The organism is Spirosoma taeanense, assembly GCF_013127955.1.
GTDB lineage: Bacteria > Bacteroidota > Bacteroidia > Cytophagales > Spirosomataceae > Spirosoma > Spirosoma taeanense.
In genome coordinates this window covers 1,520,410-1,544,533 of the sequence record NZ_CP053435.1, presented here as the reverse complement: position 1 = coordinate 1,544,533, position 24,124 = coordinate 1,520,410, and the positions used below count along the sequence as shown (strand labels likewise).

Annotated in this window: 23 protein-coding genes; 6 read left to right on the top strand and 17 right to left on the bottom strand. The window is 53.8% G+C overall.

All coding sequences use genetic code 11. The annotated features are described in order from the left end of the window. The 8 genes from lepB to HNV11_RS06575 form a co-directional block, all read right to left on the bottom strand. On the bottom strand, positions 1-1,173 hold the full coding sequence (gene lepB / locus HNV11_RS06610) for a signal peptidase I (RefSeq protein WP_171738921.1): 1,173 nt from the start codon (positions 1,171-1,173) through the stop codon (positions 1-3). Between the two features lie 111 nt (positions 1,174-1,284). Next, positions 1,285-2,028, bottom strand: a complete 744-nt coding sequence (gene dapB / locus HNV11_RS06605) for a 4-hydroxy-tetrahydrodipicolinate reductase (protein WP_171738920.1) — start codon at positions 2,026-2,028, stop codon at positions 1,285-1,287. 52 nt (positions 2,029-2,080) lie between these two features. After that, positions 2,081-2,836 (bottom strand): DUF5683 domain-containing protein, encoded by a 756-nt coding sequence (locus tag HNV11_RS06600; protein ID WP_171738919.1) that lies wholly within the window; start codon positions 2,834-2,836, stop codon positions 2,081-2,083. A 4-nt stretch (positions 2,837-2,840) separates the two neighbouring features. Further along, entirely contained in the window at positions 2,841-3,761 is a 921-nt protein-coding gene (locus HNV11_RS06595) for a ParB/RepB/Spo0J family partition protein (protein WP_171738918.1), read from the bottom strand. 100 nt (positions 3,762-3,861) lie between these two features. Continuing rightward, on the bottom strand, positions 3,862-4,644 hold the full coding sequence (locus HNV11_RS06590; RefSeq protein ID WP_171738917.1) for a ParA family protein: 783 nt from the start codon (positions 4,642-4,644) through the stop codon (positions 3,862-3,864). A 152-nt stretch (positions 4,645-4,796) separates the two neighbouring features. Beyond that, complete coding sequence (locus tag HNV11_RS06585; protein WP_171738916.1) at positions 4,797-5,819, bottom strand: SPASM domain-containing protein; 1,023 nt, start codon at positions 5,817-5,819, stop codon at positions 4,797-4,799. Positions 5,820-5,862: 43 nt separating this feature from the next. Continuing rightward, positions 5,863-6,876: a hypothetical protein gene (locus HNV11_RS06580; protein WP_171738915.1), complete on the bottom strand. Its 1,014-nt coding sequence runs from the start codon at positions 6,874-6,876 to the stop codon at positions 5,863-5,865. 172 nt (positions 6,877-7,048) lie between these two features. Beyond that, on the bottom strand, positions 7,049-9,031 hold the full coding sequence (locus HNV11_RS06575; protein ID WP_171738914.1) for an alpha-amylase family protein: 1,983 nt from the start codon (positions 9,029-9,031) through the stop codon (positions 7,049-7,051). A gap of 115 nt (positions 9,032-9,146) precedes the next feature. Between HNV11_RS06575 and HNV11_RS06570 the strand changes: the two genes are divergently transcribed. Then, positions 9,147-10,277 (top strand): NAD(P)/FAD-dependent oxidoreductase, encoded by a 1,131-nt coding sequence (locus tag HNV11_RS06570; RefSeq protein ID WP_171738913.1) that lies wholly within the window; start codon positions 9,147-9,149, stop codon positions 10,275-10,277. A gap of 42 nt (positions 10,278-10,319) precedes the next feature. Here HNV11_RS06570 and HNV11_RS06565 read toward each other — a convergent pair whose 3' ends face one another. Then, the gene (locus HNV11_RS06565) at positions 10,320-10,784 is read right to left on the bottom strand and encodes an Lrp/AsnC family transcriptional regulator (protein ID WP_171738912.1); all 465 of its coding nucleotides are present in this window, start codon (positions 10,782-10,784) and stop codon (positions 10,320-10,322) included. A gap of 173 nt (positions 10,785-10,957) precedes the next feature. On the opposite strand from HNV11_RS06565, the gene ald reads away from it, so the two are divergent. Continuing rightward, the gene (gene ald / locus HNV11_RS06560) at positions 10,958-12,091 is read left to right on the top strand and encodes an alanine dehydrogenase (RefSeq protein ID WP_171738911.1); all 1,134 of its coding nucleotides are present in this window, start codon (positions 10,958-10,960) and stop codon (positions 12,089-12,091) included. A 109-nt stretch (positions 12,092-12,200) separates the two neighbouring features. On the opposite strand, the gene HNV11_RS06555 is transcribed toward ald, so the two are convergent. The 6 genes from HNV11_RS06555 to HNV11_RS06530 all read right to left on the bottom strand — a co-directional run bounded on the left by HNV11_RS06555 (position 12,201) and on the right by HNV11_RS06530 (position 17,266). Further along, positions 12,201-12,494 (bottom strand): hypothetical protein, encoded by a 294-nt coding sequence (locus HNV11_RS06555; protein ID WP_171738910.1) that lies wholly within the window; start codon positions 12,492-12,494, stop codon positions 12,201-12,203. A gap of 75 nt (positions 12,495-12,569) precedes the next feature. Next, on the bottom strand, positions 12,570-13,589 hold the full coding sequence (locus HNV11_RS06550; protein WP_171738909.1) for a hypothetical protein: 1,020 nt from the start codon (positions 13,587-13,589) through the stop codon (positions 12,570-12,572). A 93-nt stretch (positions 13,590-13,682) separates the two neighbouring features. After that, positions 13,683-14,480, bottom strand: a complete 798-nt coding sequence (locus tag HNV11_RS06545) for a DUF3298 and DUF4163 domain-containing protein (RefSeq protein WP_171738908.1) — start codon at positions 14,478-14,480, stop codon at positions 13,683-13,685. 122 nt (positions 14,481-14,602) lie between these two features. Further along, positions 14,603-15,337 carry a LytR/AlgR family response regulator transcription factor gene (locus HNV11_RS06540; protein WP_171738907.1) on the bottom strand — a complete coding sequence of 245 codons (735 nt, stop codon included), beginning with the start codon at positions 15,335-15,337 and terminating at the stop codon, positions 14,603-14,605. A 76-nt stretch (positions 15,338-15,413) separates the two neighbouring features. Further along, positions 15,414-16,481: a sensor histidine kinase gene (locus HNV11_RS06535; RefSeq protein WP_171742083.1), complete on the bottom strand. Its 1,068-nt coding sequence runs from the start codon at positions 16,479-16,481 to the stop codon at positions 15,414-15,416. A 149-nt stretch (positions 16,482-16,630) separates the two neighbouring features. Continuing rightward, complete coding sequence (locus HNV11_RS06530; protein ID WP_171742082.1) at positions 16,631-17,266, bottom strand: histidine phosphatase family protein; 636 nt, start codon at positions 17,264-17,266, stop codon at positions 16,631-16,633. A 59-nt stretch (positions 17,267-17,325) separates the two neighbouring features. Between HNV11_RS06530 and HNV11_RS06525 the strand changes: the two genes are divergently transcribed. Both HNV11_RS06525 and HNV11_RS06520 read left to right on the top strand, forming a co-directional pair. Further along, positions 17,326-17,745, top strand: coding sequence for a hotdog fold thioesterase (locus tag HNV11_RS06525; protein ID WP_171738906.1), 420 nt, complete (start codon positions 17,326-17,328; stop codon positions 17,743-17,745). Positions 17,746-17,883: 138 nt separating this feature from the next. Continuing rightward, positions 17,884-19,137: a chorismate-binding protein gene (locus HNV11_RS06520; protein ID WP_171738905.1), complete on the top strand. Its 1,254-nt coding sequence runs from the start codon at positions 17,884-17,886 to the stop codon at positions 19,135-19,137. A gap of 58 nt (positions 19,138-19,195) precedes the next feature. Here HNV11_RS06520 and HNV11_RS06515 read toward each other — a convergent pair whose 3' ends face one another. Both HNV11_RS06515 and HNV11_RS06510 read right to left on the bottom strand, forming a co-directional pair. Further along, the gene (locus HNV11_RS06515) at positions 19,196-19,381 is read right to left on the bottom strand and encodes a hypothetical protein (RefSeq protein ID WP_171738904.1); all 186 of its coding nucleotides are present in this window, start codon (positions 19,379-19,381) and stop codon (positions 19,196-19,198) included. Positions 19,382-19,464: 83 nt separating this feature from the next. Next, positions 19,465-19,728 carry an adhesin gene (locus tag HNV11_RS06510; RefSeq protein ID WP_171738903.1) on the bottom strand — a complete coding sequence of 88 codons (264 nt, stop codon included), beginning with the start codon at positions 19,726-19,728 and terminating at the stop codon, positions 19,465-19,467. 234 nt (positions 19,729-19,962) lie between these two features. Between HNV11_RS06510 and HNV11_RS06505 the strand changes: the two genes are divergently transcribed. Both HNV11_RS06505 and HNV11_RS06500 read left to right on the top strand, forming a co-directional pair. Then, a complete protein-coding gene (locus tag HNV11_RS06505) occupies positions 19,963-21,006 on the top strand; it encodes a glycoside hydrolase family 130 protein (RefSeq protein WP_171738902.1) in 1,044 nt (347 codons plus the stop codon). A gap of 178 nt (positions 21,007-21,184) precedes the next feature. Further along, a complete protein-coding gene (locus HNV11_RS06500) occupies positions 21,185-24,115 on the top strand; it encodes a S9 family peptidase (RefSeq protein WP_171738901.1) in 2,931 nt (976 codons plus the stop codon). The last annotated feature ends 9 nt before the right edge of the window (positions 24,116-24,124 follow it).

Below are 24,124 nucleotides of genomic sequence, written 5' to 3'. Positions count from 1 at the left end.
TTAATCAATCGTTCTGAACAGGCGGTTCCAGCGAATTTTATTCCAGATGTTAGCCGGGTTCGGGTCGAGCGACATCCAGACAAAGACCGCTTTACCTACAATGTGGTCTTCGGGCACAAACCCCCAGAACCGCGAATCGAGCGAGTTATCGCGGTTATCACCCATCATGAAGTAATAATCCTGCTTGAAGGTGTATGACGTAATGGGCTGTCCGCCAATTTTAATAGCCGTGGACGTAAACTCTACGTTTGTATTGCCTTCATACAGTTCAATAACCGGCCCGTAGAGCGCGATCGTCTGCGGGTTAATCTGGATCGTGGCTCCTTTCTTCGGCACCGTCAGGGGGCCAAAGTTGTCATGGTTCCACTTAAAGGTCGGCGTGCCGTAGATACCCGGCGACATTTCGCCCGGCTTGTCGACCATCGGCTCAATGCCTTTCACCCAGTCAAACTCTCTGAACTTGGCAATTACATCTTCGGTCGTGTTGACCTGGTAACCAACCATCGAGGCAGTTTTGGTTGAGTCGTTATACTGCTCCAGCGGCTTCCAGTTTTCGGTCGGCTGGCTCGGATCGCGATAGTCGTTAACTATCTCATACTTCCGGAAGAAGTTAGCGTCGAGCACTTCCGTCGTTTTTATGAAATATTTCTGCTCCGAGCGGGGTGGCTTTGAAAACGGCTTGCCATTGACAAACACTTCCCGCTGGCGGATTTCCAGCACATCGCCCGGAATACCTATACACCGCTTGATATAGTTCGTCTTCAGGTCAACCGGATAGTCGATGTTGTCGTTGAGGTACTTGGGCGGCACGTTGAACACCACCACATCTCCGTTTTTAACGTGCGTAAAGCCCGGCAGCCGGTAAGACGGCAACTGAATAGCCGTGCTGTATGATGGAATGTCAGTTCCCCAGATTTTCTGGTGCGTCAGCGGCACCTGCAGGGGCGTCCGTGGAGTACGGGTACCGTAATGCAGCTTACTGACAAACAGGAAGTCGCCTACCATCAGGCTGTTCTCCATCGAAGGCGTCGGAATCGTGAACGCTTCCATAAAGAGCCAACGGATGAGCGTAGCCGCCACAACGGCAAACAGAACGGAATCAAACCACTCGCGAACGGGTGATTTTCTGGGTTTAGCCGGTACGCGTTCGGCTCTGGTTTTTACTTCTGACACGGTATCTTACGATATAATGAAAAACGATGTATGGCCTCAGGCTATAGAAATAGACTACGAAGGTACGAAGGATGAACGGCCTAAACGCAACCATTCATCAGCTATCGTCCATTACTCATCCCTTCCTAACAGATCATCCATGCCAAAAACACCCTCGCGACCGACAATCCATTCTGCTGCCACAACAGCCCCAAGCGCAAACCCCTGCCGACTGTAGGCTACGTGCGAGATTTCAATCCGGTCAACATCGGAGTCATACCGAACGGTATGCGTTCCTGGTACGGCACCCTCCCGCAACGACTCAATTTCAACGGCATCCGTCGAATCGATCCGGGCGCTTTCGCTGTTTGATTCTTTACTTACCCAACGACGTTTATTGGGCAAGTGTTCCATGACTCCTTCCGCCAGCGTAATGGCCGTACCACTCGGCGCGTCTTTTTTTTCCGTATGGTGAATTTCGGTCATTGAGACGCGGTACGACGGATAATTCCGCATGAACTGCGCCAGGGTCTTGTTGAGCCGAAAGAACAGATTGACGCCGATGCTATAGTTGGATGCATAGAAAAAAGCGCCTTTCTTTTCCAGGCATATCTTTTCGATTTCGGGGCGATAGCTGAGCCAGCCCGTTGTTCCGCAGACCACCGGCCAGCCCCGTTCGAGACAATACATAATGTTCTCGACGGCCGATTCGGGCGAGCTGAACTCAATGACGGCGTCAACGCTTTCCTGAGGAATATGGTCTAAGTCGGCGTGGTTATCGGCATCAATCCGGCCCGCAATCTGATGGCCGCGTTCGAGCGCAGTCTGCTCGATGGTTTTACCCATTTTACCGTAGCCAAGGAGAAGAATATTCATAGTAATAGCAGGTTGACGGCTGCGCTTCATCTGCGGAAGCAAACGCCAACGGTTATTTAAAAGTTAACGCCACCCGTACGCCCGGCACCAGCCCCGTTCCCGGCATGGGAATTACGGCCGGCTCAAGGCGCATGGAAATGTCGTCGGATAAATCAAAGGTTTTCAGGTGGGCGGCTACGTTGGCCTCAACGGCATTAACACCCCACAGCACTACCGACAGTAACGTATTGAGGTCGCGGTATCGGCGGAAGAGATCATAATATGCCTTGGCTGTCTGCGAGGAGCGAACAATCTGGGTGCCAATCACGACCTCTTCCACTTTCTGGGCCGTTCCCGAGCTCTCATCGCCGTAAAGCAACAGCCGGTAGCCATCCTCCGCCTGTTTGGCCAGGCCCCTATACCGGACAAACAAATACCCCATCACGCCAAAACCGGCGTAAATAAACGGTATTTTGTAATACTGTCGGTTATAGGCCTGCCCCAGACCGGGCAGGATCAGGGAGCGAATGGTAGCCTGTTTGGGTATGATTTTGTGCATGCGGTCCTGTTGCCCCCGGGTTACCAGCACAGTATCGGCCGCCCGAACCAGTGAGTCGCCTTCGGCGGTCAGTTCCGAATTACCAATGCGGATAGTTGGCCCGTTGAAGGCCGGAATTGTATCGGCGGCTGAACGTACCTGCCTGGTCGAGTCGACAGGGGCCGGGGTTGGTGCAGGAACAATGGCCGGAGCAGGGTTCTGACCCAGAGCCGGTAAACAGCCAGCCAGCAACCCCACACTCATCCACAAGAAAAAAACGGTACGTTTCAATGCGTTACGCCTGCGAGTTCAGGACCTCCAGGATTTTGGTTAACTCTTCCTGTGAGGTAAACGGAATTTTGATTTCGCCCTTGTGTTTCTCGTCCGCTTTGATCGAAACTTTTGTACCAAACAACGACGATAGCTTGAACTGAAGGCTCCGCATCTCCTGCTTGGGCAGCGTTACACGACGGGTACTGGCAGAGTCATCGTCTTTATCCGACAGGTTGCGCACGGCTTCTTCGACCTTCCGCACCGACCATTCCTCGTCAACAGCCCGGTTAAACAGCCGGATCTGCGAATCTGGATTGTCGATGTTGATGATGGCGCGGGCGTGGCCCATCGAGATTTTATTATCGCGCAGAGCGGCCTGAATAACGGGCGGCAGCTTTAGCAGGCGAATATAGTTATTGACGGTCGTGCGGTTTTTACCCACGCGCTCACCCAGTTCCTCCTGCTTCAGACTGCACTCCGTGATGAGTCGCTGGTAGCTGAGGGCAATTTCAATTGAATTAAGGTTTTCGCGCTGGATGTTCTCAATCAGCGCCATTTCCAGCATCTGCTGGTCGTTGGCTGTGCGAACGTAGGCCGGGATATGGGTCATCCCGATCAGCTTGGAAGCCTGAAGACGTCGTTCGCCCGAAATCAGCTGATAGCGATCCTTGCCTAACTGCCGGACCGTAATGGGCTGGATAATTCCCTGCACCCGAATCGATTCAGCAAGTTCCTGAAGCGCTTCTTCATCGAAGCGTGTCCGGGGCTGAAACGGGTTAGTTTCGATCAGCGACAAACTGATCTCGGTCATCGTGCTGATGGACTCAAACGGCGAAGGCTTCGACTGCCGGTTAACCGCTTCGCTGTCGTGCAGCAGGGCACCTAAGCCACGGCCCAATCCTATCATCTTCTTATTCGGTGCTTTGGTGTTCGCGTTGTCCATGAGCAAGTATGGATGATGTATGATACACGTTGTCAGACAGAAACCGTACTGATAGCTCGTAACAGGTTACGTTCCGACAGCCTGATCAGGCTTACCTAAATTACACTTCGTGGGGCATCATTCCGTTTTTAGCCAGAATCTCGCGGGCCAGGTTCAGATAGCTGACAGCGCCTTTGCTGTCGGCATCCTGCGCCAGAGCCGGCACGCCGAAACTCGGCGACTCGCTCAACCGGATATTCCGTGGGATGATGGTGCTGAACACCATCTGCTGGAAATGGCTCGTCACTTCGCCGACTACCTGATTCGACAGCCGAACCCGCAGGTCATACATCGTCAGCAGAATGCCTTCAATGGACAAGCGGGTATTGAGCCGCGACTGAATAATCTTGATCGTGTTGAGCAGCTTACCCAGCCCTTCGAGCGCGAAATACTCGCACTGCACCGGAATAATGACCGAGTCGGCAGCCGTCAGGCTATTGATCGTAATCAAACCCAGCGAAGGCGAACAGTCAATGATAATAAAGTCATACTCATCGCGGATGCTGTCGAGCGTATGCTTCATTTTATCCTCCCGATTCTGAAGGTTAATCATCTCAATCTCGGCGCCAACCAGATCGATATGCGAAGGCAGTAGGTTCAGGTTCGGAAAATCCGTCTGAATAATGGCATCGTGCGGACGAACGCCCTCCACCATGCACTCATAAATGCTGTTCTCGATTTCTTTAGGATTGTAGCCAAGGCCGGAGGTCGAGTTCGCCTGCGGATCCGCGTCAACAATGAGCGTTTGAAATTCGAGGGCGGCCAGACTGGCGGCCAAATTTATCGTTGTCGTAGTTTTACCGACGCCCCCCTTTTGGTTGGCGATAGCAATGACTTTACCCATGGGTCTGTGCGTTGCAGTTTCAAATATGCCGGATAGTTTTCACGAATCCAAGACATGTTTCACGGAATGTTTCACAAAATACAAATGAGGGATTGCCTGCATGAGCGAAATTAGGGCTTAGCGCCCAGCCCACCAGAGCCTCATTTTTTTACCTAAGCCCACACTTTAGTGCCCTCGGTGCAGTTACGGCACATTTCTATTTCGGAGCGCGACCGAAGCAGGGTCTGGCGGAAGGTATTGTAGCGAGGTCCCTGCCAGAGTTCGCGGAAGGACTGGTGCTGAAGATCGCCCAGCCGGTGATGCGCGTCTTTGTCGAAACAGCAGGGCACGACCAGACCATCCCAGGTGATGACGCACGAATGCCACATCTTCCAGCAGTGATCGCCGAAGCCGTTTTTGATCCGGTATGTACCGTCGGGCTGGGGGGCGTATCGGCTATACTGGTCCAGGGTCGGCATCAGGTCGGACCCGTGCTCGTACTCGTATATCTGGGCGGTTTTCAGCCCGACTTCGTCAACGCCTAGTTCGCGGGCCAGTTTACGCACCTCCGCTATCTGGTGCTGATTCGGCTTAACCACCAGAAACTGGAACACCACATGAGGTGTCCGGGATTTCAGCTCTTTTTTCCAGCGGATGATATTGCGGGTGCCTTCCAGCACTTTTTCGAGCTTCCCTCCTACCCGGTACTGCTGGTACACTTCTTGCGTGGTGCCGTCAATAGAAATAATCAGCCGGTCCAGCCCCGATTCTACAGTTTTGCGGGCGTTGGCGTCGGTAAGGTAATGCGCGTTGGTACTGGTAGCCGTATAAATATTCCGGTCGGTAGCGTAACGAACCAGTTCCAGAAACTGCGGGTGCAGGTAAGGCTCCCCCTGAAAATAGAAAATCAGGTACAGCAACGTTTCGTGGAGTTCGTCGATGGTACGCTTATAAAGATCTTCTCCCAGCATACCGGTGGGGCGGGTAAAGGACCGCAGACCGCTGGGACATTCGGGGCAGCGCAGATTGCAGGACGTGGTTGGCTCAAACGAAACAGACATGGGTAGTCCCCGCTGCAGGGGCCGACCGACCCGTCTCGATGCGTAGTAACTGGAGATTACCTTCAGCGCATTGACTACGCGCCTGGGGGTTAGTTTGGAAGCGAAATTAAAACCATCCTGCAGGTTGCGATTCATACCTCAAAGGTAGGCAGCCATTATGCCCCGACCAAGTGTCCGTTCAGGCAGCCGACCGCAGGCGCAGAACAGAGAGCCGTTTGACAAACGCCCGCCGTTTGGTCAGCATCCATTCGGGCACAGTCCAGCCCGACAACAGCCAGATACCCATCCCAAACAGCATGGCTGTGCTGAGACAGGCCGCTTCTGAAACGGTCAGATACAGGGCATCCGGCACATCGAATACATAATATCCCGGATAACGTAAACTATCAAAATAGAGCCGCAGCGTCGTTGCATACGTCCGGCCAGAGGTAAGTTCCAGCAGGGTTGTCAGAGCACAAACCCCGGCTATATAAATGAACGAGTGGCGCAGCACAATGGCCAGTAGTCCCCGCCAGCGACGAAGGATCATACCCAGGAGCACCATGCCAACCAGCGACGACCAGCGCCCCGTCTGTACGTCGCTCAGCAGGCGCTGTGGCCAAACCTGCGCGTGATATTCGGCTAGTTTAGGATAATCCCGTGCCAGCCAGTATCTGGTTTCGTTAGCGCGCTGCTGGCGAAGCTGCCGTTGTTTTTGCTCGTAATCGTTTACCTGTTCAGAAGTTGGCAGGGGTAGATTCCGGTTTGCCTGGTACCAGCGGCTAATCTGAACGGGCAGGTTCAGTAGCAGGACAACAATGACCAGCGCGACCCAGCGCCCCCGTAGCCGCCACACGCCGATCAGCACCAGTCCGGCGAGCGCCAGGCCAAAGAACGTACTGTCGCCCGTAATCAGGTAGATTCCTAAACCGATTGTTATGAGCAGCAATAATTGAAGGGCCATCTGCACTAGAGCACTCCAGCCCGGCCGGCCCACAAGCTTATCGTAGCGAAGCGCAACCATATAGCCGTGGCCAATGGCAATAATCAGGATGCCCCGGCTCGTTAGCCAGGTCATTATTTTTTCGGTGACAGAAGGTGTGGTATCGTTTAGCAGTACCGTCTGATACCCTAATAAAATGGCCGTCAGCCCGATACAGAACAGACCAAAAGCCGTGCGACTTAATTTTTGAATGGAAAATCTTGCGATCATTCTACAATTAAGTTGAGTGTGAAACGGTAGGCCCCATTTATAAGCCGGAAACAAACTTAAACAAAAACTACCGTATAATTACTATCTACTTAGTGCAGGGAGGCACTGTATTATTGAACGGTTAATTTTTGTGCGTGAATGAATTAACAGATGATCGGCAGATGCTGGAGCTTCACTGACTGAGCTGCCAGATGCAGCAGCCGGCTTCCTTAAAAAGCACATTAACCAGCTCTGCGGTTTCCACCCCAGGTATGGATTCCGGAAGCGGTCCCGACCAGGCAGCCGCGAATACGTAGCTGGTTGGTTCAACATGTGTCCAGGCAATATACCCCGCCTGCGTTCGCTGGTCGTTCGGCGCTACCAGCCAGCGGGTCGGCTGACCGGCAATAGCTGGCCAGAGCCGCTCGGCAGTTGACCGCATGCGTTCGATGACCGCAAACTGTTCGCCGTTCTCTCCCCATTGATACGGTTCGTGGGTCACTTTGTCAGGCTGCTTATCGTCGCCAATCTGAAAGACGTATAACTTTGAGTATTCCTCATTGGCTCCGCGCTGCTCGTGCAGATTCCGCACTTCAAACCCCAGTCCCACGTAGCTGGGCATATCGGTCAGGAACAGGGCGGTAAAATAGCGAAACAGATTCCCCGACTGATAAAAGGTATCAAAACGCGGATCATCTTTGTCGGCCGTCATCACCGTAAAGTTCGGCGCGAACCGGCGCGTTTTCAGATAGTTGTAATACAGCGCAAACTGCCGGTTAAATTCGTCGGAGCCCACTACCATCGACTGCAGGTCGCCGAGGGTCGATTCGGCTTCGATTGCTTCAAGGTGGTCAGGTTCATTCCCATATCCCATCGTATCAGGCGGGGCCAGAAACGTTTCGGCAAAGAATCCGTAATACGGTGCTCCATTGGCCTGTATGTATTTTTTTATTGCCCGCAGCGGATCATAAAAATCATCGGGCTGACTCGGAACGCCCTGCGGCCGCATCTGTACATGGGCCATATCGCCCCGCATGAAGTCGAAATTGTAGGTACGCTGGCAATCGTGAACCTTCCGGCAGACATACGCCCAGGCCGGGTAGTTGGGCCGGTCGAAGTCGAGTTCCCAATTCCGGTTGTTGTCTTTTGACTCATAGAACCGATACCGCGCCAGCGGACCAAACACCCGCGACATGGGCTGTGGATGGTCAAACGCGTACTGATACCAGATCTGGCCGGAATCATCGTACACAAAATCTTCGGGATCAATGTGGATTCCCCGGTAAGGCGGAGCCATAGTCATCGGCAGCGTCTCGAAGCCCAGTTGTGTGAGGTGGCGAATCAGCGCCAGCCGCCGACTGAGCCGACTGCCATAGTCATGCTCCTGTCCAAAGAGAATCCGCAGCCGCTGGTCGTCGGTCAGAACCACGACGTCCGTCGAGAAAAAATCTTCCTTGGCGAACGTCAGCGGGGTTCCATCGGCCGCCCCCGCATATTTCAGATACTGCCATACCGCTTCTTCAACGTATTTATACACCAGGTTGGAATGGTCTTTAATCTGCGCTCCTTCGCGATGCACCCACTCAAACAGCGACGGACAGGCAATAACCATTTCCGAAAACCGGTCGGTATGCGGAATGACGTCCATACCAACGGTGCGACCAAGCGCGTGCAATAGGTTGACAACTACCTTTAGCTGTTTGTCGACCGTATCGAGGGCGGGCACGTAACGGGCCAGTTCGACGTCAAAAAACTCGGGGTTAATCTGCCAGCTCACCATACCGTAGAGGCTCCCGACAACGCCCGGTTCCCAGATGGGCAACAGATGGATACTATCGTGCAGGGCCGGCAGGGTCAGATTATAATTGATTACCTTCCAGAATGAACCAATGGTTCGAACGTTGATACCGACCATGTTGCTGCGCTTCAGCCAGTCGCCGTTCGGCTGCGCCTTCACCGGGCTCTCGATGACTTCGTCGGGGTCGAGTGCCCGCCGTAGCGTATTGCCACTCAGACGTTTATACAGCATTTCTAGTGTCTGATACACCGAAAACCCAATGGCCGTCTGCGGAAGCAGCCGGGGAATGAACGACGAGCGACCCGACTGAAATTCGTCCGTGTAAAGCAGGTAGTTCTTCTGCCAGTCGGCTTGCAGGTCCGTGAGGGTGGTAGGCATGGAGCAAATGTAAAAGGGTTTTCCTAAAACCAAACTGCCTGCTTTTTTGTCATTTAACCGGACGAATAATTTAAACCGCCCTGTCCTGAACCCACGGACTCAGCCCGTCGCGGATATGACCAGACAAGCAGACGTTATTATCATTGGTGGAGGACTGGCGGGCCTGGTCAGCGCGATTGAGATGGCGCGGGCGGGCCATGCCGTTACGCTCGTTGAACGTAAATCGTATCCCTTTCACCGGGTCTGTGGCGAATATGTTTCCAACGAAGTGCGTCCTTACGTCGAATCGCTGGGCGTTGATCTGGCGAGTTTAGGGGCAGCTACGATTCGTCGGTTTCAGGTTTCGGCCCCGTCAGGTCGGTTGCTCGAAAGTGCGCTGGACCTGGGTGGCTTTGGCATCAGCCGGTACACGCTGGATTATACGCTCTACCAGATCGCCGTCGCGGCTGGCGTTACGTTCAGGCTAGGTACGCAGGCTGACGCCGTTACGTTCGCCAGTAACCAGTTTATCGTTTCGCTGACCGACGCTCAGATCCTGACGAGCCGCCTGGTCATTGGCGCGTTTGGCAAACGGTCGAAACTCGATAAATCCCTTGACCGGACGTTCATGCGCCAACCTTCGCCCTATATCGGCGTCAAATACCACGTTCGGATGGATTTTCCCGACGACGTAATTGCGCTGCACAATTTTCAGGACGGCTACTGCGGCATGTCGGCAATTGAAGACGGCCGGTATTGCGTCTGTTACCTGACAACCCGCGAAAATCTGCGAAAATTCGGCAACATTCCGGATATGGAACGGGCCATTCTGCACCAGAATCCTTATCTGAAGCAGGTTTTTGAGCAGGCCGATTTTCTGTACGATAAACCCGAGGTTATTAACGAAATATCGTTTGCGCCCAAACAGGCCGTCGAAAATCATATACTGATGGCGGGCGACTCAGCGGGGCTCATTACGCCCCTCTGCGGCAACGGCATGGCTATGGCTATCCACGGCGCGAAACTGGTCAGTAGCCTGTCGGACAGGTTTCTGCGTGGCCAGCTGACGCGCCCGCAGCTCGAACACTGCTATCAGCACGACTGGTCGGAGCGATTTGCCCGGCGACTATGGGTAGGCCGAAGCGTTCAGCGACTATTCGGACACCCCTGGCTTACCGAAGCGGCCCTGCGGACGCTCGGACACTTTACCCCCGTGCTGCGTGAGGTCATGCGCCAGACGCATGGGGAAGTTATTCCGGTCAGCTAACAACCGCTTTGCCGATCTATTGCTCTTTTCCGTTCCGGCTCGTTAGTCCACCGGCACCACCGTCGAGTTCTTGACCTCGGCCATAACGAAGAAACTGCTGATGTGCAATGTTCCGGGAATCGATGACAGACGCTCCTGATAAAAGCGGTTGTAGGTTTCCATATCGCGGCTGACGATTTTGAGCAGGTAATCGAACGTCCCCGAAACGCGGTTGCACTCCAGCACTTCGGGCAGTTCGCGCACGGCCGCGTCGAAGTCGGCGAACGTATCGCGGGTCTGCTTGTCCAACGTCACCTGGCAATACACCATCAGGAGATTTCCTAACTTTTTCTTGTCCAGAATCGTTACGTATCGGTCAATAATCCCTTCCCGTTCAAGCCGCTTGATGCGTTCATGAACGGGTGTTTTAGACAGGTTTATCCGCTGCCCGATTTCCTGAATTGTCAGGCGTGCGTTCTCCTGCAGGAGAGCAAGAAGGTTACGATCGGTTTTATCTAAAATTTCCATAACGGAATTTTTACGGCAGTCCCGGCTGCAAATACAGCATTATCCGGATTATTTCCTCCATAAAGGCCATTTTATCGCCTAATTTCCTGATTAAGGCGAACCGGTCAGAAAATAAGTCCTGGCCTTCTACTTTTGTATGCACAAGTCAACAAACTTAATCAACCCGAAACGTCATGGTTATTGGTGTTCCGAAAGAGATAAAAAATAACGAAAACCGCGTGGCGCTAACGCCTGCCGGGGTTACCGAACTACGGAAGCATGGTCATACCGTCTACGTGCAGGTTAACGCCGGCGAGGGCAGCGGTTTCGAAGACGAAGAATACATTGCGGCCGGTGCCATCATGCTTCCAACTATCCAGGAAGTTTACGGCATTGCTGAAATGATTATGAAGGTCAAGGAGCCCATTTCGAGCGAATATGACCTCATCAAAGAAAATCAACTGCTGTTTACCTATTTCCACTTTGCCTCGTCGGAAGAGCTGACGCGGGCCATGCTGGCGAAAGGCGCGGTTTGCCTGGCCTATGAAACCGTCGAGCGGCCTGACCGCAGCCTGCCGCTGCTGGTGCCGATGTCGGAAGTAGCCGGCCGGATGGCGATTCAGGAAGGTGCTAAATACCTCGAAAAACCCCTGAAAGGCCGGGGGATTCTCCTCGGGGGTGTGCCGGGTGTAAAGCCGGCCAATGTACTTGTTCTGGGGGGGGGCATTGTTGGTACGCAGGCGGCCAAGATGGCGGCCGGCTTAGGCGCGCACGTGACGATTATGGACGTAAGCCTGCCGCGGCTGCGTTATCTGTCGGACATTATGCCTCCGAACGTGCAGACGATGATGTCCAATGAATACAACATCCGGGAGATGATTAAAGTCTGTGACCTGATCATTGGCGCGGTGTTGATTCCGGGCGCAAAAGCTCCGCACCTGATTACCCGCGAAATGCTGAAGCTGATGCGGCCGGGTACGGTTCTGGTAGACGTAGCCGTTGATCAGGGTGGCTGCATTGAAACTTGTAGCCCCACAACCCACGAAAATCCGACGTTCATTATTGATGGCATTGTTCACTACTGCGTAGCAAATATGCCCGGTGCGGTGCCCTACACCAGCACGTTGGCCCTGACCAACGCGACGTTACCTTACGCCCTGCAACTGGCCAACAAAGGCTGGCAGCAGGCCTGCCGCGACAACCAGGACCTGCAACTGGGCCTGAATGTTGTGGACGGTAAAGTGGTTTATAAAGGGGTAGCCGATGCGTTCGGGCTCGAACTGACGCCTGTCAGCGAAGTGCTGCGGGAAGAAGAACTGACGCAGTAATTAACTCATTATATATTCATCGACAGACGCAGGTCGCTCTCTTCTGGGAGCGGCCTTTTTTTGTTGTCTGATCTCTGAAACGAAAGGTTGGTAAACCGGCTTCTATTACTTAACCCCGACAGTAGTTCTGAACCAGTTGCTTCCACTCTTCGTCAAGCGATCCGTTGAAAAATGTGGCGCCAGCGCGCCGGTACCAGTAATTGGCGTTGAAGCGGTCGCCTTCCTTGCGATGCAGATAAGCGTGCAGATGATCATAAGGCTGGTTGCCCTCCTGGCTTTGGGCGATTTCGTGGGCGTGCGCCCAGTTGCCGTTGGCATCGTACCAGAGTGCCTGCAGCACCGGATGCACGTCGGCTGGCGGCTGAGCCTGGGTAAGCGACTGGTTAAATTGGTCTAAGGTCATGGCACTTCACTTACAATGAAATAGATACGTTCAATACTGGTCTTCTGCCAGCCGGATTTCTTCACAAACTGTGTCTTACACCGGTAGCTGTTCGCGGAGTCGTAAATAGTTTGGGTTGACATCGAGACCCGTTAGGGATTCGAACATACTGATAAACGTACGAACCAGTTCCGGATCGGCCGTCATCATAGCGCGGGCATCCTGAATGCGGTTCATGTTGTATTGTCCCACAAAAATAATCAACGCCTTGAACGGCTCATGGTGTTCGAGGTCCACCCGAATAAACGCCTGAAACGGCAGGGTGGTTAATTCATGACAGGGCGGCACCCCGGCTTCCCGCTGTTCACGATGACCAGCGTAATAATCGAATGCATCCTGAACCTGCCGAATTGTAGCCTGATGCAGCGCCAGATGCTCCTGCCAGAAGTCTTCCGATAATGACTCCTTGTGTAGTGTTTGCCAGATTGGCAGGAGGTAGTGTTGGTACAAACTATTGGTGTGGGAGCCGTTTGTCGAGGTCTCATCGTCGCTGAGCGTCGCGATGTAAAATTCGCGCGAATCCCGAACGCGCTCCAGCAGCAGCTCATGCAGCCGGTCGGCGAGGGCTTCGAGCTGGGGTGCCGAGCTATGCAGGGCAGGATCGTAATGCGCGGGAAACTTTCCGATCGCGGCCGTATCTGAAATAATATACAGGCATTCGCTTTGAGGGCACTGCTCCAGAAAACAGCTTATCTCATTCAGAATTGGTCCGTAGCCCCGATATAATTCGCGGGTTGAATCCGAAATGGTAGTAACGGCCATCTGAATACGTTGGTCGATCTCGTAGCTCGTTTGAGCCAGCCGGTGGGTTTCAGCGGCAATGGCCTGAATCTGCAGGATTGCCTCGTCGGTCTTCCGCGATGCGTCGCTGGCCGCTTTCCAGCTTTGAAAAGCGACAAAAAACGCCAGAAACGAAGCGACGCTGCCAATGATGGAGTAATGCCCATTGAGGCTGTCATAGAATGATAAGCCGACCGTAATCAGAGCGCTGAACAGCAAAAAGTAAAAGATGCCGCTTTTGGCCGGATCGAACAAAAATGAAGAACGGGAGAACATAAGCGATACAGAGCGATAAGCGAATGTAAGGGATTACAGAGTGCGTTTATCGTAAAACTTATGTCTTTCGAACGCTATCTTCTCCCCCCTTCTCTATAACCATTCCTCGCGCAGAATGCCGTTGAGTTGCTCATAAGGAACCGTAACCTCAATCGGGCCGAGTGCATAGGCGGCAATTTCATACGGATTGTAATAACAGATCAACCCTTTCCGGCTCAACCCAATGTTAGCGGGCAGAAAGAACCGCCCATCGCGGAGAAAGTAGCCCCGCTCCTCAAGGTTATACTGAGGAAGCAGCTGCTGCTCTTGCCGAAACGCCTTCTCGACTACTGTAAGCAGGGCGGTTGTATCGGATACCAGCTCGTTCAGCGTCAACACCCGACCCGTCTCGCGGTCGAAGGTATAATAAGCCATGTTTGAGTTGGGGTGTGCGCCACCGGTATAGGCATACGTCTCGAATCTAACCGTCAGCGTTTTCGGCGCAGCATAGACCGTATCGGCCTGGGTTTTAAGTTCCCAGCAGCCGCCCAGCCCGCCCATGTCTTTCAGCATGGTTTCGTAGTCGGCCGCGAAAAGGGAAGCGGCTTTATTGAGGTCTGTGCGGGCCGCGGGGTTGCTGGCTACGGTGGCACTGTCGAGCCAGTCGACAATGCTACCCACGCTGAGCCGACGCAGACTATCGTTGATCAGGCGGGCGCCATCTGAATCTTCCTTCAACAGAAAAGACGACACCGACACGTTCACGCCTTTATTGCTGGTCGTGTCGCATCGCCCCGCGCCGGTAAAGTCATAGTGTTGCCTGTCTAAAGCAGGCGCCCCGGACGGGCGGTGCTTACAGGCTGAAAAGAAGAACGTTGAACCGAAAAAGAGGATCGCAAAAAAATACTTCATGCAGGAAAGCAAGCGGCTTATAGGGACCGCTTGCCGGTAGTTCTCAGGGACGAGCCAATTCACGTATATTGGTTGACAAAACCTTCTGTCAACTCTATCCAGAAACCGACTTTCCCTATATACTACAAACTTAGTAAATCTTTAAACCGAATAGCCTGCCGACGACTTATTTCGATTTTATCGCCCCCCCGCAACGTAACCAGTAAGCCCCCGCTGAACCAGGGCTCAATTTTTTCGATCCACTGCAGATTAATAATATGCTTGCGATTGGCGCGGAAGAACGTAGCGGGATTCAGCCGGTCCTCGAGTGCATTCAGGGATTTGAGCACTAGCGGTTTCTGGTCGTCAAAGTATAGCCGGACGTAATTGCCCATTGACTCAAACAGCCGGACTTTCCCTAGTTTCACAAACCAGCATTTTTCGCCGTCCTTGACGAATACCTGATCGTTTTCGCCCAGAATCTTCGTAGCCGGTCCGGTTGGCGTTGCGCCGGGCTCGGGAATATGCTGTTCCTCTTCTACGCGGTGGATGGCTTCGCTCAGCCGGGCCAGTTCAACCGGTTTGAGCAGGTAATCGAGCGCGTTGAACTCAAACGCTTTGATTGCGTATTCGTCGTAAGCCGTCGTGAAGATAACCTCCGGGGTTTTGCCTTCGATGGACTGCAGCAGTTCAAAGCCGTTTTTGCCCGGCATCTGAATATCCAGGAACAACAGGTCTGGTTCCAGTTCATCAATCATCGGGAGAGCTTCGTCGGCGTTGGCGGCTTCGCCCACAATCTGGATTTTCGGGAAGTTGTCGAGCAGCCGACGCAGTTCATTGCGGGCCAGGCGTTCGTCGTCAATGATCAGGGTTTTCATGGGACTTGGTTACGAGTGAATGGAGATACCTGTCCGGAACGCAGGCGAACCGGCGCGGAGAGCTGTAGCCACGCACTCAACTGGTTTTTGCTTTTTCACTCCGCCGGAACAGACCCTCCGACTGAGCAGGAATAGTGATATCCGCGCAGACAATATTATCATCCTCCTGGAAAATCTGGAACGTAGCATCGGGCCCATACAGCAGTTCGAGCCGTTGAGCCGTGTTGGCGAGGCCAAAGCCACCCGATGCTTCTTTATCGCCCAGTACGCCCGTATTTCGGATAATGATATGCAGCTTATCGGCGACAATCGTTGATTTCACCTCAATAAACCCGCCCCCAACGGCCTTCGATACGCCGTGCTTGATGGCATTCTCGACCAGCGTTTGCAGCATCATGGGCGGCACCTGCCAGAACAGCGTCCGGGCGTCCAGTTCGAAGTTGCAGCTGAGCCGATCTTCATAGCGAACTTTTTCGAGCGCCAGATAATCCTCGACCGTCTTGATTTCTTCACGTAGCTCAACAGTCTTACGGCGGTCGGCCAGCAGCGAGTTACGAAGCAGGTTAGAGAGCTGCGTGATGCCTTTCTGCGCCTTCTCAGGATTTTCGTACACCAGCGCCCGAATGCTGTTCAGCGCATTGAACACAAAATGAGGATTCAGCTGCGACCGCAGCACCTTGGCTTCGGTTTCGCGGATGCTGGTTTTGAGCAGAATTTTCTCAATCTCCGCGTTCCGCGACTGTTCGAGATAATGGTAAACTGTATAGCTCAGTACCCACGTCAGCATTGTTTTCCCCCAACTCAGCAGATACCCGATAACCGGCCAGGGCTCATCAATCAGGTGCTGCGGCACAATCAGCCGATCGAAAGGCAGGTTGACCATTGTCATGATCAGGGCCAGCACAAAGATGGACAGCAGCACCCGGGGAGCCAGCCGCACAAACGGCAGCCGAACCCAGTTCCAGCGCCGGATCATCAGGCGATAGAGGTGCGTCAGCGTAATACCCAGGAAGATATTGGCGATGGCCAGGTACAGTGCGTCGGCCACAAATCCATCTTCCAGCACATAAGCCATGTACTCCACCGCAATGAGGAGCGTCCAGCCAAAGAGCTGACAAAACCAGTATATTTTCTGTTTTTCAATACCCATTCCAGTAACGACCCTTTGCAGGGCAATAAACGAATGTACGGGATTTTGGGGCAAATCGATGGGATAACTACACGAACGGATGGATTCGCAAGCTACGAGGCCAGAATGACGCGATCAGCGGATGCCGGATGCGCAGCCCGTAATCAGGCCATCGCCAGGGTTAGCAGATGAGCCGTATCATTGGCCAGTTCAATCGTAAATGTTTGCGAATCGTAGTCGTAGCAGAGCTTGTACAGGCAGAGATTGCTGTGCTCAAAATTATCCATCGCCGAGAGGGGCTGCTTCGTTAGCCAGCAAAGCAGAATCCGCATAGCGCGCCCGTGCATGGCAACCAGCACAGTCGTTTCGCCGGGATGGGACAGGATTACGTCGATAGCCGTTTTCTGGCGGGCTGCCACCTGATCGGGACTTTCGCCCCCATCGGTCGGCACGGCTGTATTGCCCGACGCCCAGGCCTCAATCAGGTTGCGGTAATATTCGTTATCAATATTACCGGGCACCTTCCCTTCCATAACGCCCCAGCTGATCTCATTCAGTCCCGTAAGTTTCTCGAACGGGATGCCAAGGTCAATAAATGGCTCGACTGTCTGGAAGGTGCGCTTCAGGCCCGAGATATAGATTTTGTCGAACCCAACATGCTGATACGCCTGAAAAAACGCCATGGCCTGCGCCCGGCCCATGGTGTTCAGATCAGAGTCAACACCACTGCCCTGCACGACTCCCCGACGATTAAAGTCGGTTTCGCCGTGACGGATTAAGTATATGGTTTTTTGCTGCAAGCCCGTAGCTTTGTCTTTCGTTGTATTCGGGTGCAAAAATACGTAAAAATCACGGTAGTATGAAAGGCGGCTTCGACCTAAGTAACCTTCAGTTCATGCACGCTGACTCCATCGTCAAACACCTTGGTATTGAATTTACGGAGGCAGGCGAAGGCTTTCTGACGGCCCGGATGCCGGTTGATGGCCGCACACACCAGCCTTTCGGCATTCTGCACGGGGGAGCGTCGGTGGTTCTGGCCGAATCGCTCGGCAGCGTCGCTTCGTTTATGATGCTCGATGACCCCACCAAACAACGGGCCGTTGGGGTTGAAATCAACGCCAACCACATTCGCGCCGTGCGCGACGGCTGGGTGTATGGCCGCTGCACACCCATTCATGTCGGTCGGACAACCCACGTCTGGGACATTCGCATCACCGACGAACAGGGCCGCACAGTTTGCGTAAGCCGGCTGACGATTGCGGTAATAACCAATCAGTAAGCCAGGTTAGAGCCTTCGGGAATGCACTTCAAAACCACTTAAACTCAGTTTACACCCGAACTTACGCCAGGTATCGCACAAATTTCTTTTCCAAACTGTTACCAATATAGCCGCCCCGCAGATGGTCGGCTATTGGCTATGCAATCTGATCACGTCATCAACTACGTTATAACCGAACAACCCACAGCTGTTGATTTGTGGGAAACAGCGCGAACCTTAGGGTTTCCGGCCGCGCTCTGGCGATTACCTAATCAGCACGACAAACACCTGATTGTCTCGTTTGACGAGGTACTGCCCCGCGTGCCGGCTGATCTGGAAGAACTTCCCGCCGGCTTTGCGCTTAGTCCATTCGACAACCTGGATTTTGGCACCGATACGCCCCCCCGAACGCTATTTCTGCGAGCCGACGTCCATGCGGTGGTTCCGCAGAACGGTCCCGCTGAGGTTACGTATGCCGCCGGCCAGGCAAGTGATCTGTTTCAGGAAACACTGACCAGTGCAGCCGGTCGATTGGTTAGTCCAGAATCGGCCCCAACGGTTCTGGTATCGCTGCCGGACCCTGATGCCGAAATCCAATACGTTCAGAACGTAGCGGAAGCGGTTGAGGCCATGCAGCGGGGCGAGTTTCGGAAAGTAGTACTCTCCCGGATCAAGCGCGTGCAGTTTACTGATGCGCCGAACGCGGTTGCGCTGTTTGATAAACTCTGTGAGACCTATCCAACTGCCTTCGTGTCGGCGGTTTCTGTTCCCGAGAAAGGCCAGATCTGGATCAGCGCCACGCCGGAACGTCTGGTGAGTGTTGATCCGCAGGGCATATTCCAGACCGCATCGCTGGCGGGTACGCAGTCGGCTTACTTACCCGACGGCACCCTCAAACGTCCCGCCGAAGCGATGTGGTCGCAGAAAGAGATTGAAGAGCAGGCTCTGGTCAGCCGCTACATCATTGAGTGCTTTAAGAAGATACGGCTGCGTGAGTATCTGGAAGAAGGCCCGAAAACCATCGTGGCGGGGAATCTGATGCACCTCGGTACGCGCTTTACGGTCGATACGCAGGCTGTGCATTACCCGCAGTTGGGCACCGTAATGCTCCGCTTACTGCACCCGACCTCGGCCGTATGCGGCACCCCGCGCGATGTGGCGTTTGATTTCATTAGAAGCCACGAGTCGCATAATCGGGAATTTTACAGTGGCTTTCTGGGACCCGTCAACATCAATACCAATAACGAGGGAGCGGCCAGCAATCTGTTTGTGCATATTCGCTGCATGAAACTCGAAGGCCGGGTGGCCACCCTTTATGCCGGTGCTGGCCTGACGGAAGATTCGGTCCCGGAGCACGAATGGCAGGAAACCGAAATGAAATGCCAGACCCTGTTACGGTGTCTGGCAGTTTAAGCAATTGGCGGGTTTGCCTGTTCAGCGTTACCTAGCGAACAGGCAAATGGCCGGAACATTAAAAATCAGCACCCTCGGCCGGATCATTGGGCGCGCGCGAACCGTCTTCGCTCGTGCGGCCACCGTCCTCACTGGCAGCCGACGATTGCGTCTCGCTGTCGGGAGCGGTTCCGTCGGGGCCGTTGTTGCCGTTGGATGCCTCCCGGTTTTCTTCTGAGTCCTGTAATGGTTCTGATGGCGTCATCGGTTATCTGGTTACTCTGGGTGAAAAATAGCTACGTCCGGCGGTTGCAGTCAAAAGCTGCCGGGCGCATCAGTGACCTTCACTTATTCCATGCTGTCGTCATCAAGGTCGTCGTTGATGTCGTCGTCCAGCTCTTCGCTTAGATCGTCGTCATCAAAATCAGCCTCATCAGCGTCGATATCGTCGATGTCCTCTTCGCCATAACCGCTGGTGGCTCCTGAACCAAGCTCATCAAAATCGGCACCGCCGTCGAAATCATCGTCGTCATCGTCAAGAGCGGCCGTTTCCGGATCTGGATTCATCATCAGCACATCGTTATCTTGATCAAACAGGGGCTGGGTAATCATGGTAGTAAGTAGTCTACGTTATGTTTTAGGTTTTGTAGCCTCATAACCCGGCTCTATCGTGGAAGGTTGTCAGGTTTTTCGACTAATTGAGTAAACGGTACTAACAGCCGGGCGCGTTTAAGGTTAAGAAATTGAGCCGGGTCACCCTCCTACAAGTTTGTGAGTTATCGGGCCAATTCAGGTATGGGCCTGCGAATAGCTAACTCCAGCCTAAACTTACAACTTTTCGACTCAATGCAAAATTATCAGCTCCGGCGCCTGTCGGATCAGCCCATTCTGAGCACGCAGGATGTGAAACCATCCATCGACGGCTTCGAGGTCCTTGGCGCATTTAACCCGGCGGCCTGTCGGTTTGGCGACGAAATTATTTTATTGCTGCGCGTGGCCGAAGCGCCTAAACCCCAGCCGGGTAAGATTCAGATCCCTTTAATTGAAAACCGGGATGGGGTTCCAACCTTAACCGTCAAACAGTTCGATGAGCCGGATGGCGATTATGACCCGCGCGTTGTGACGCTCCGCGGCCGGCAGTATCTGACCTCGCTCAGCCATTTGCGGCTAGCCCGCAGTATCGATGGTATTCACTTTGTGGTGGATACAAAACCGTTTTTGTTTCCCGCCCGGATGGATGAGTCGTATGGCATCGAAGATGCCCGCATTACGTATCTGGATGGTCGCTACTGGATTGCCTACACGGCCGTGTCTGAACAGGGTCCGGCTGTTGGCATGGCTGTCACAACCGATTTTAAGACGGTTGACCGGATTGGACTGATTCTGCCGCCCCCCAACAAAGATGTTGCTTTATTTCCGGCCAAGATCGACGGTAAGTATAAGCTGCTACACCGGCCAATGGCTTCGGAAATTGGCAAACCATCCATCTGGCTGGCCGAATCCATTGATGGTGTTCACTGGGGAAACCATAAGTTTCTGTTTGGAGGGCGGGGCCACGATGACCCGGCCTTCATCTGGGAAGGAGGCAAAATTGGCGGAGGCCCCGAGCCAATCCTGACTGATGAGGGCTGGCTTATCTGTTACCACGGTGCCGATGCAACCAATGCTTATGCCCTGGCCCTGGCGCTTCTGGATAAAGAGGATCCGTCAAAGGTTCTGGACCGCTCTACCCGCCCCCTGCTCGTGCCCGAACTTCCCTGGGAGCGCGAAGGCTTCTTTCCGAACGTGGTTTTTACTAACGGTTGGGTGCAATGGCCCGACGGTCGGGTATGGGTTTATTATGGCGCAGCAGATTCCGGGGTTGGCGTTGCCGAACTTCAGCGTAACTAAGCAGGCAGCGACCATTGTCTTGGTCTGTTTCGGAGTGACTTCGCCCTAGCTTCCGCCTAAAATGGCACATAAATCAGAATAATTAGCAGCCTTTTTGTGATTTTACAAAACAATGGGTTGTTAACTCAAAGAGCCTCCAATTTTTAGTATTTTCGTCATTGGCTAACCCATTTTTAGCATGATGCGCTTCTCTTATCTGTTCTTTTTATTCATTGTCTCAGCACCGCTGCTGGCCCAGACGACCAAACGCCCCCTTACGTCGGCCGATTATGACCGCTGGCAAAGCGTAAGAAACGAGAAAATCTCAAACGATGGCCGCTGGGTAGCTTATCAGATCGACCCTCAGGACGGCGACGGACGGCTGGAAGCGGTTGCTGCCGGCAGCAACCCAAAACGCTACGTCTTTCCGCGCGGCTACATGGCGCAGTTTACGCCCGACAGCAAGTTTTTAGTGATGAGGCTTAAAGTCCCCGCTGCCGACACGCGTAAGGCAAAATTGAAAAAGAAGAAGACCGACGAGATGCCTAAGGATAGCCTGCTCGTGCTAAACCTGGGAACGGGCGCAGTAACAAAGCTACCAAACGTAAAAGCCTACACACTCGGAAAAGAAGCAGGTTCATGGCTGGCCGTGACGCAGGAAGCCAATGCACCAAAGCTGCTGAGTGAAGCAAAAGTGACACCCCGGGGCGATACGCTGAATCCGACTCCCCCATCCTCAACAACGACCGTAGCCAGAAAATCGACGAAGAAAATAAAAGGCGACGACTTGACGCTGTTCAACATGGCCGATGGCACCCGCCGGACCATACGTTACGTCTCGAATGTCGTTATCTCCGATAACGGACAGACTATTTTCTACAGCAAGGAATCGGCAAATGATTCGCTGAAGACGGGTAGTCCTGTCGTGCCGGGTGTATTTGTGCTCAACACGGCCACCGGGCAGACGACGTTGATTGATACGAGTTCCCGGCGAAAAATCTATAAAGGTCTGGCCGTCGACAAAGCCGGTCAGCAACTGGCGTGGATGGCCTCCGCCGACAGCGCCGGCGCCGACGTTCGGGTGTTTTCATTGTATTACAAAAACCTGGCACCCGCAACTCCCGCAAAAGGAAAGCGGAAAGCGACCGCTCCCGCAGCGGCTTACCGGGTGCTTGCCGATACGTTGACGACCGCTCTGCCCAAAGGCTGGTCGGTGAATGAGTACCGCGAACCCAAATTTGCCGACGATGGTAGGCGGCTGTATTTTTCGACCTCGCCTATTGCGCCCAAGCCGACAAAAGATACGCTAACGCCCGACGACGAGAAAGTAAAAATAGACGTCTGGAGCTGGACCGATACGCGTCTGCAGCCTATGCAGCAACGGCGGCTTAAGGAAGAAAAAGAGCGCGGCTTTCTGACCGTGTACGACGTTGTGGCCGACCGGGTGGTTCCCCTCGCGAATCGCGAAATTCCAACGGTTAACTTTGACCCCAAAGTCAGCACCCGCTACCTGATTGGCCTGAGCGATCTCCCGTATCAGGTTCAGGCTTCCTGGGACCCGGGCCATACGGACCTGTACCTGATCGACGCCCAGTCTGGTGAGAAGAAACGGATTGCGAATGACGTCATGGCTTCTGACCCCGGCCTGTCGCCGGGCGGTAAATATGCTTATTGGTTCGACGAACGGGACTCGCTCTGGCGGGCCTGGTCCATCGCCGACAACAAACGCATTGATCTAACGCGCGGCCTGCCGAGCAAATTCTTTGATGAAGAACACGATACGCCTAACCTGCCGGGTGCCTACGGAGCCGCTGGCTGGACAACTGGCGACCGCTACGTCTGGATCTATGACCGCTATGATATCTGGCAGATTGACCCAACCGGCCGGGAAAAGCCGTTGAATCTGACCGCTGGCTGGGGTCGGACAAATAAGGTTCGGCTTCGTCGGGCCGATATCACGCCCGATGATTCACCCCGCAGCCGCAACCAGGAAGCGATCAATCCGGCGGACGCACTGTTTATGACGGGCATCTGGGAAAGCAATAAAACGACCGGCATTTTAAAAAACAAAAACGGTCTGTCGGTAGCGGAACCCAGCTTATTATGTCACAGCGCCCACCGATACGCTGGTCTGACCAAAGCCAGGAACGCCCCGACAATGACGTTTCACCGGGGCAATTTCCAGGAACCGACCAATATCTTCCTGACTGATACGACTCTGGCCAAACCTGTTCAGTTGACGCGCGCCAACTTGCAGCAGGATAGTATTCGCTGGGGCAGCGTCGAATTGGTAAACTGGATGGGCACCAACGGCACTAAACTCGAAGGGCTTCTTTTTAAACCGGAAGGGTTTGATCCAGCCAAAAAATACCCGATGCTGGTGTATTTCTATGAACGTAACGCCGAAACGCTCAACGACTACCGGGTTCCAGCTCCAAGCCGCTCGACAATCAACATTCCCTACTGCGTTTCGAACGGCTATCTGGTCTTCGTACCTGATATCGTTTATACAACCGGGCAGCCGGGCCCGAACGCCTACGATTGCGTGGTGCCGGGCGTTCTGAGCCTGGTTGATAAAGGTTTTGTTGACCGGGACCGGATTGGAATTCAGGGACAAAGCTGGGGCGGCTACCAAACGGCCTATATCATTACCCGGACCAATTTATTCCGGGCGGCAGAAGCGGGCGCTCCCGTTGCCAACATGACCTCGGCCTATGGCGGTATTCGCTGGGAAACAGGGATGAGCCGGGCGTTCCAGTATGAGAAAACGCAGAGCCGCATTGGCGGTACGCTCTGGGATAAGCCGATGAACTATATCGAAAACTCGCCCCTGTTTTACGCCAACCGCGTGCAGACGCCCCTGATGATGACTCACAACGACGCCGATGGGGCGGTTCCCTGGTATCAGGGGATTGAGTTGTTCTCGGCCTTACGTCGACTAAATAAGCCGGTCTGGATGCTCGTGTATAATGGCGAGGGGCACAACCTGACCCAGCGGCATAATGCGAAAGACCTGAGTATCCGGCTATACCAGTTCTTTGACCACTACCTCAAAGACGCGCCTATGCCAGTCTGGATGAAAGAAGGCCGCACGGCCGTAGAAAAAGACCGGGGCGAAATGAAATATTGATAGTCAGCT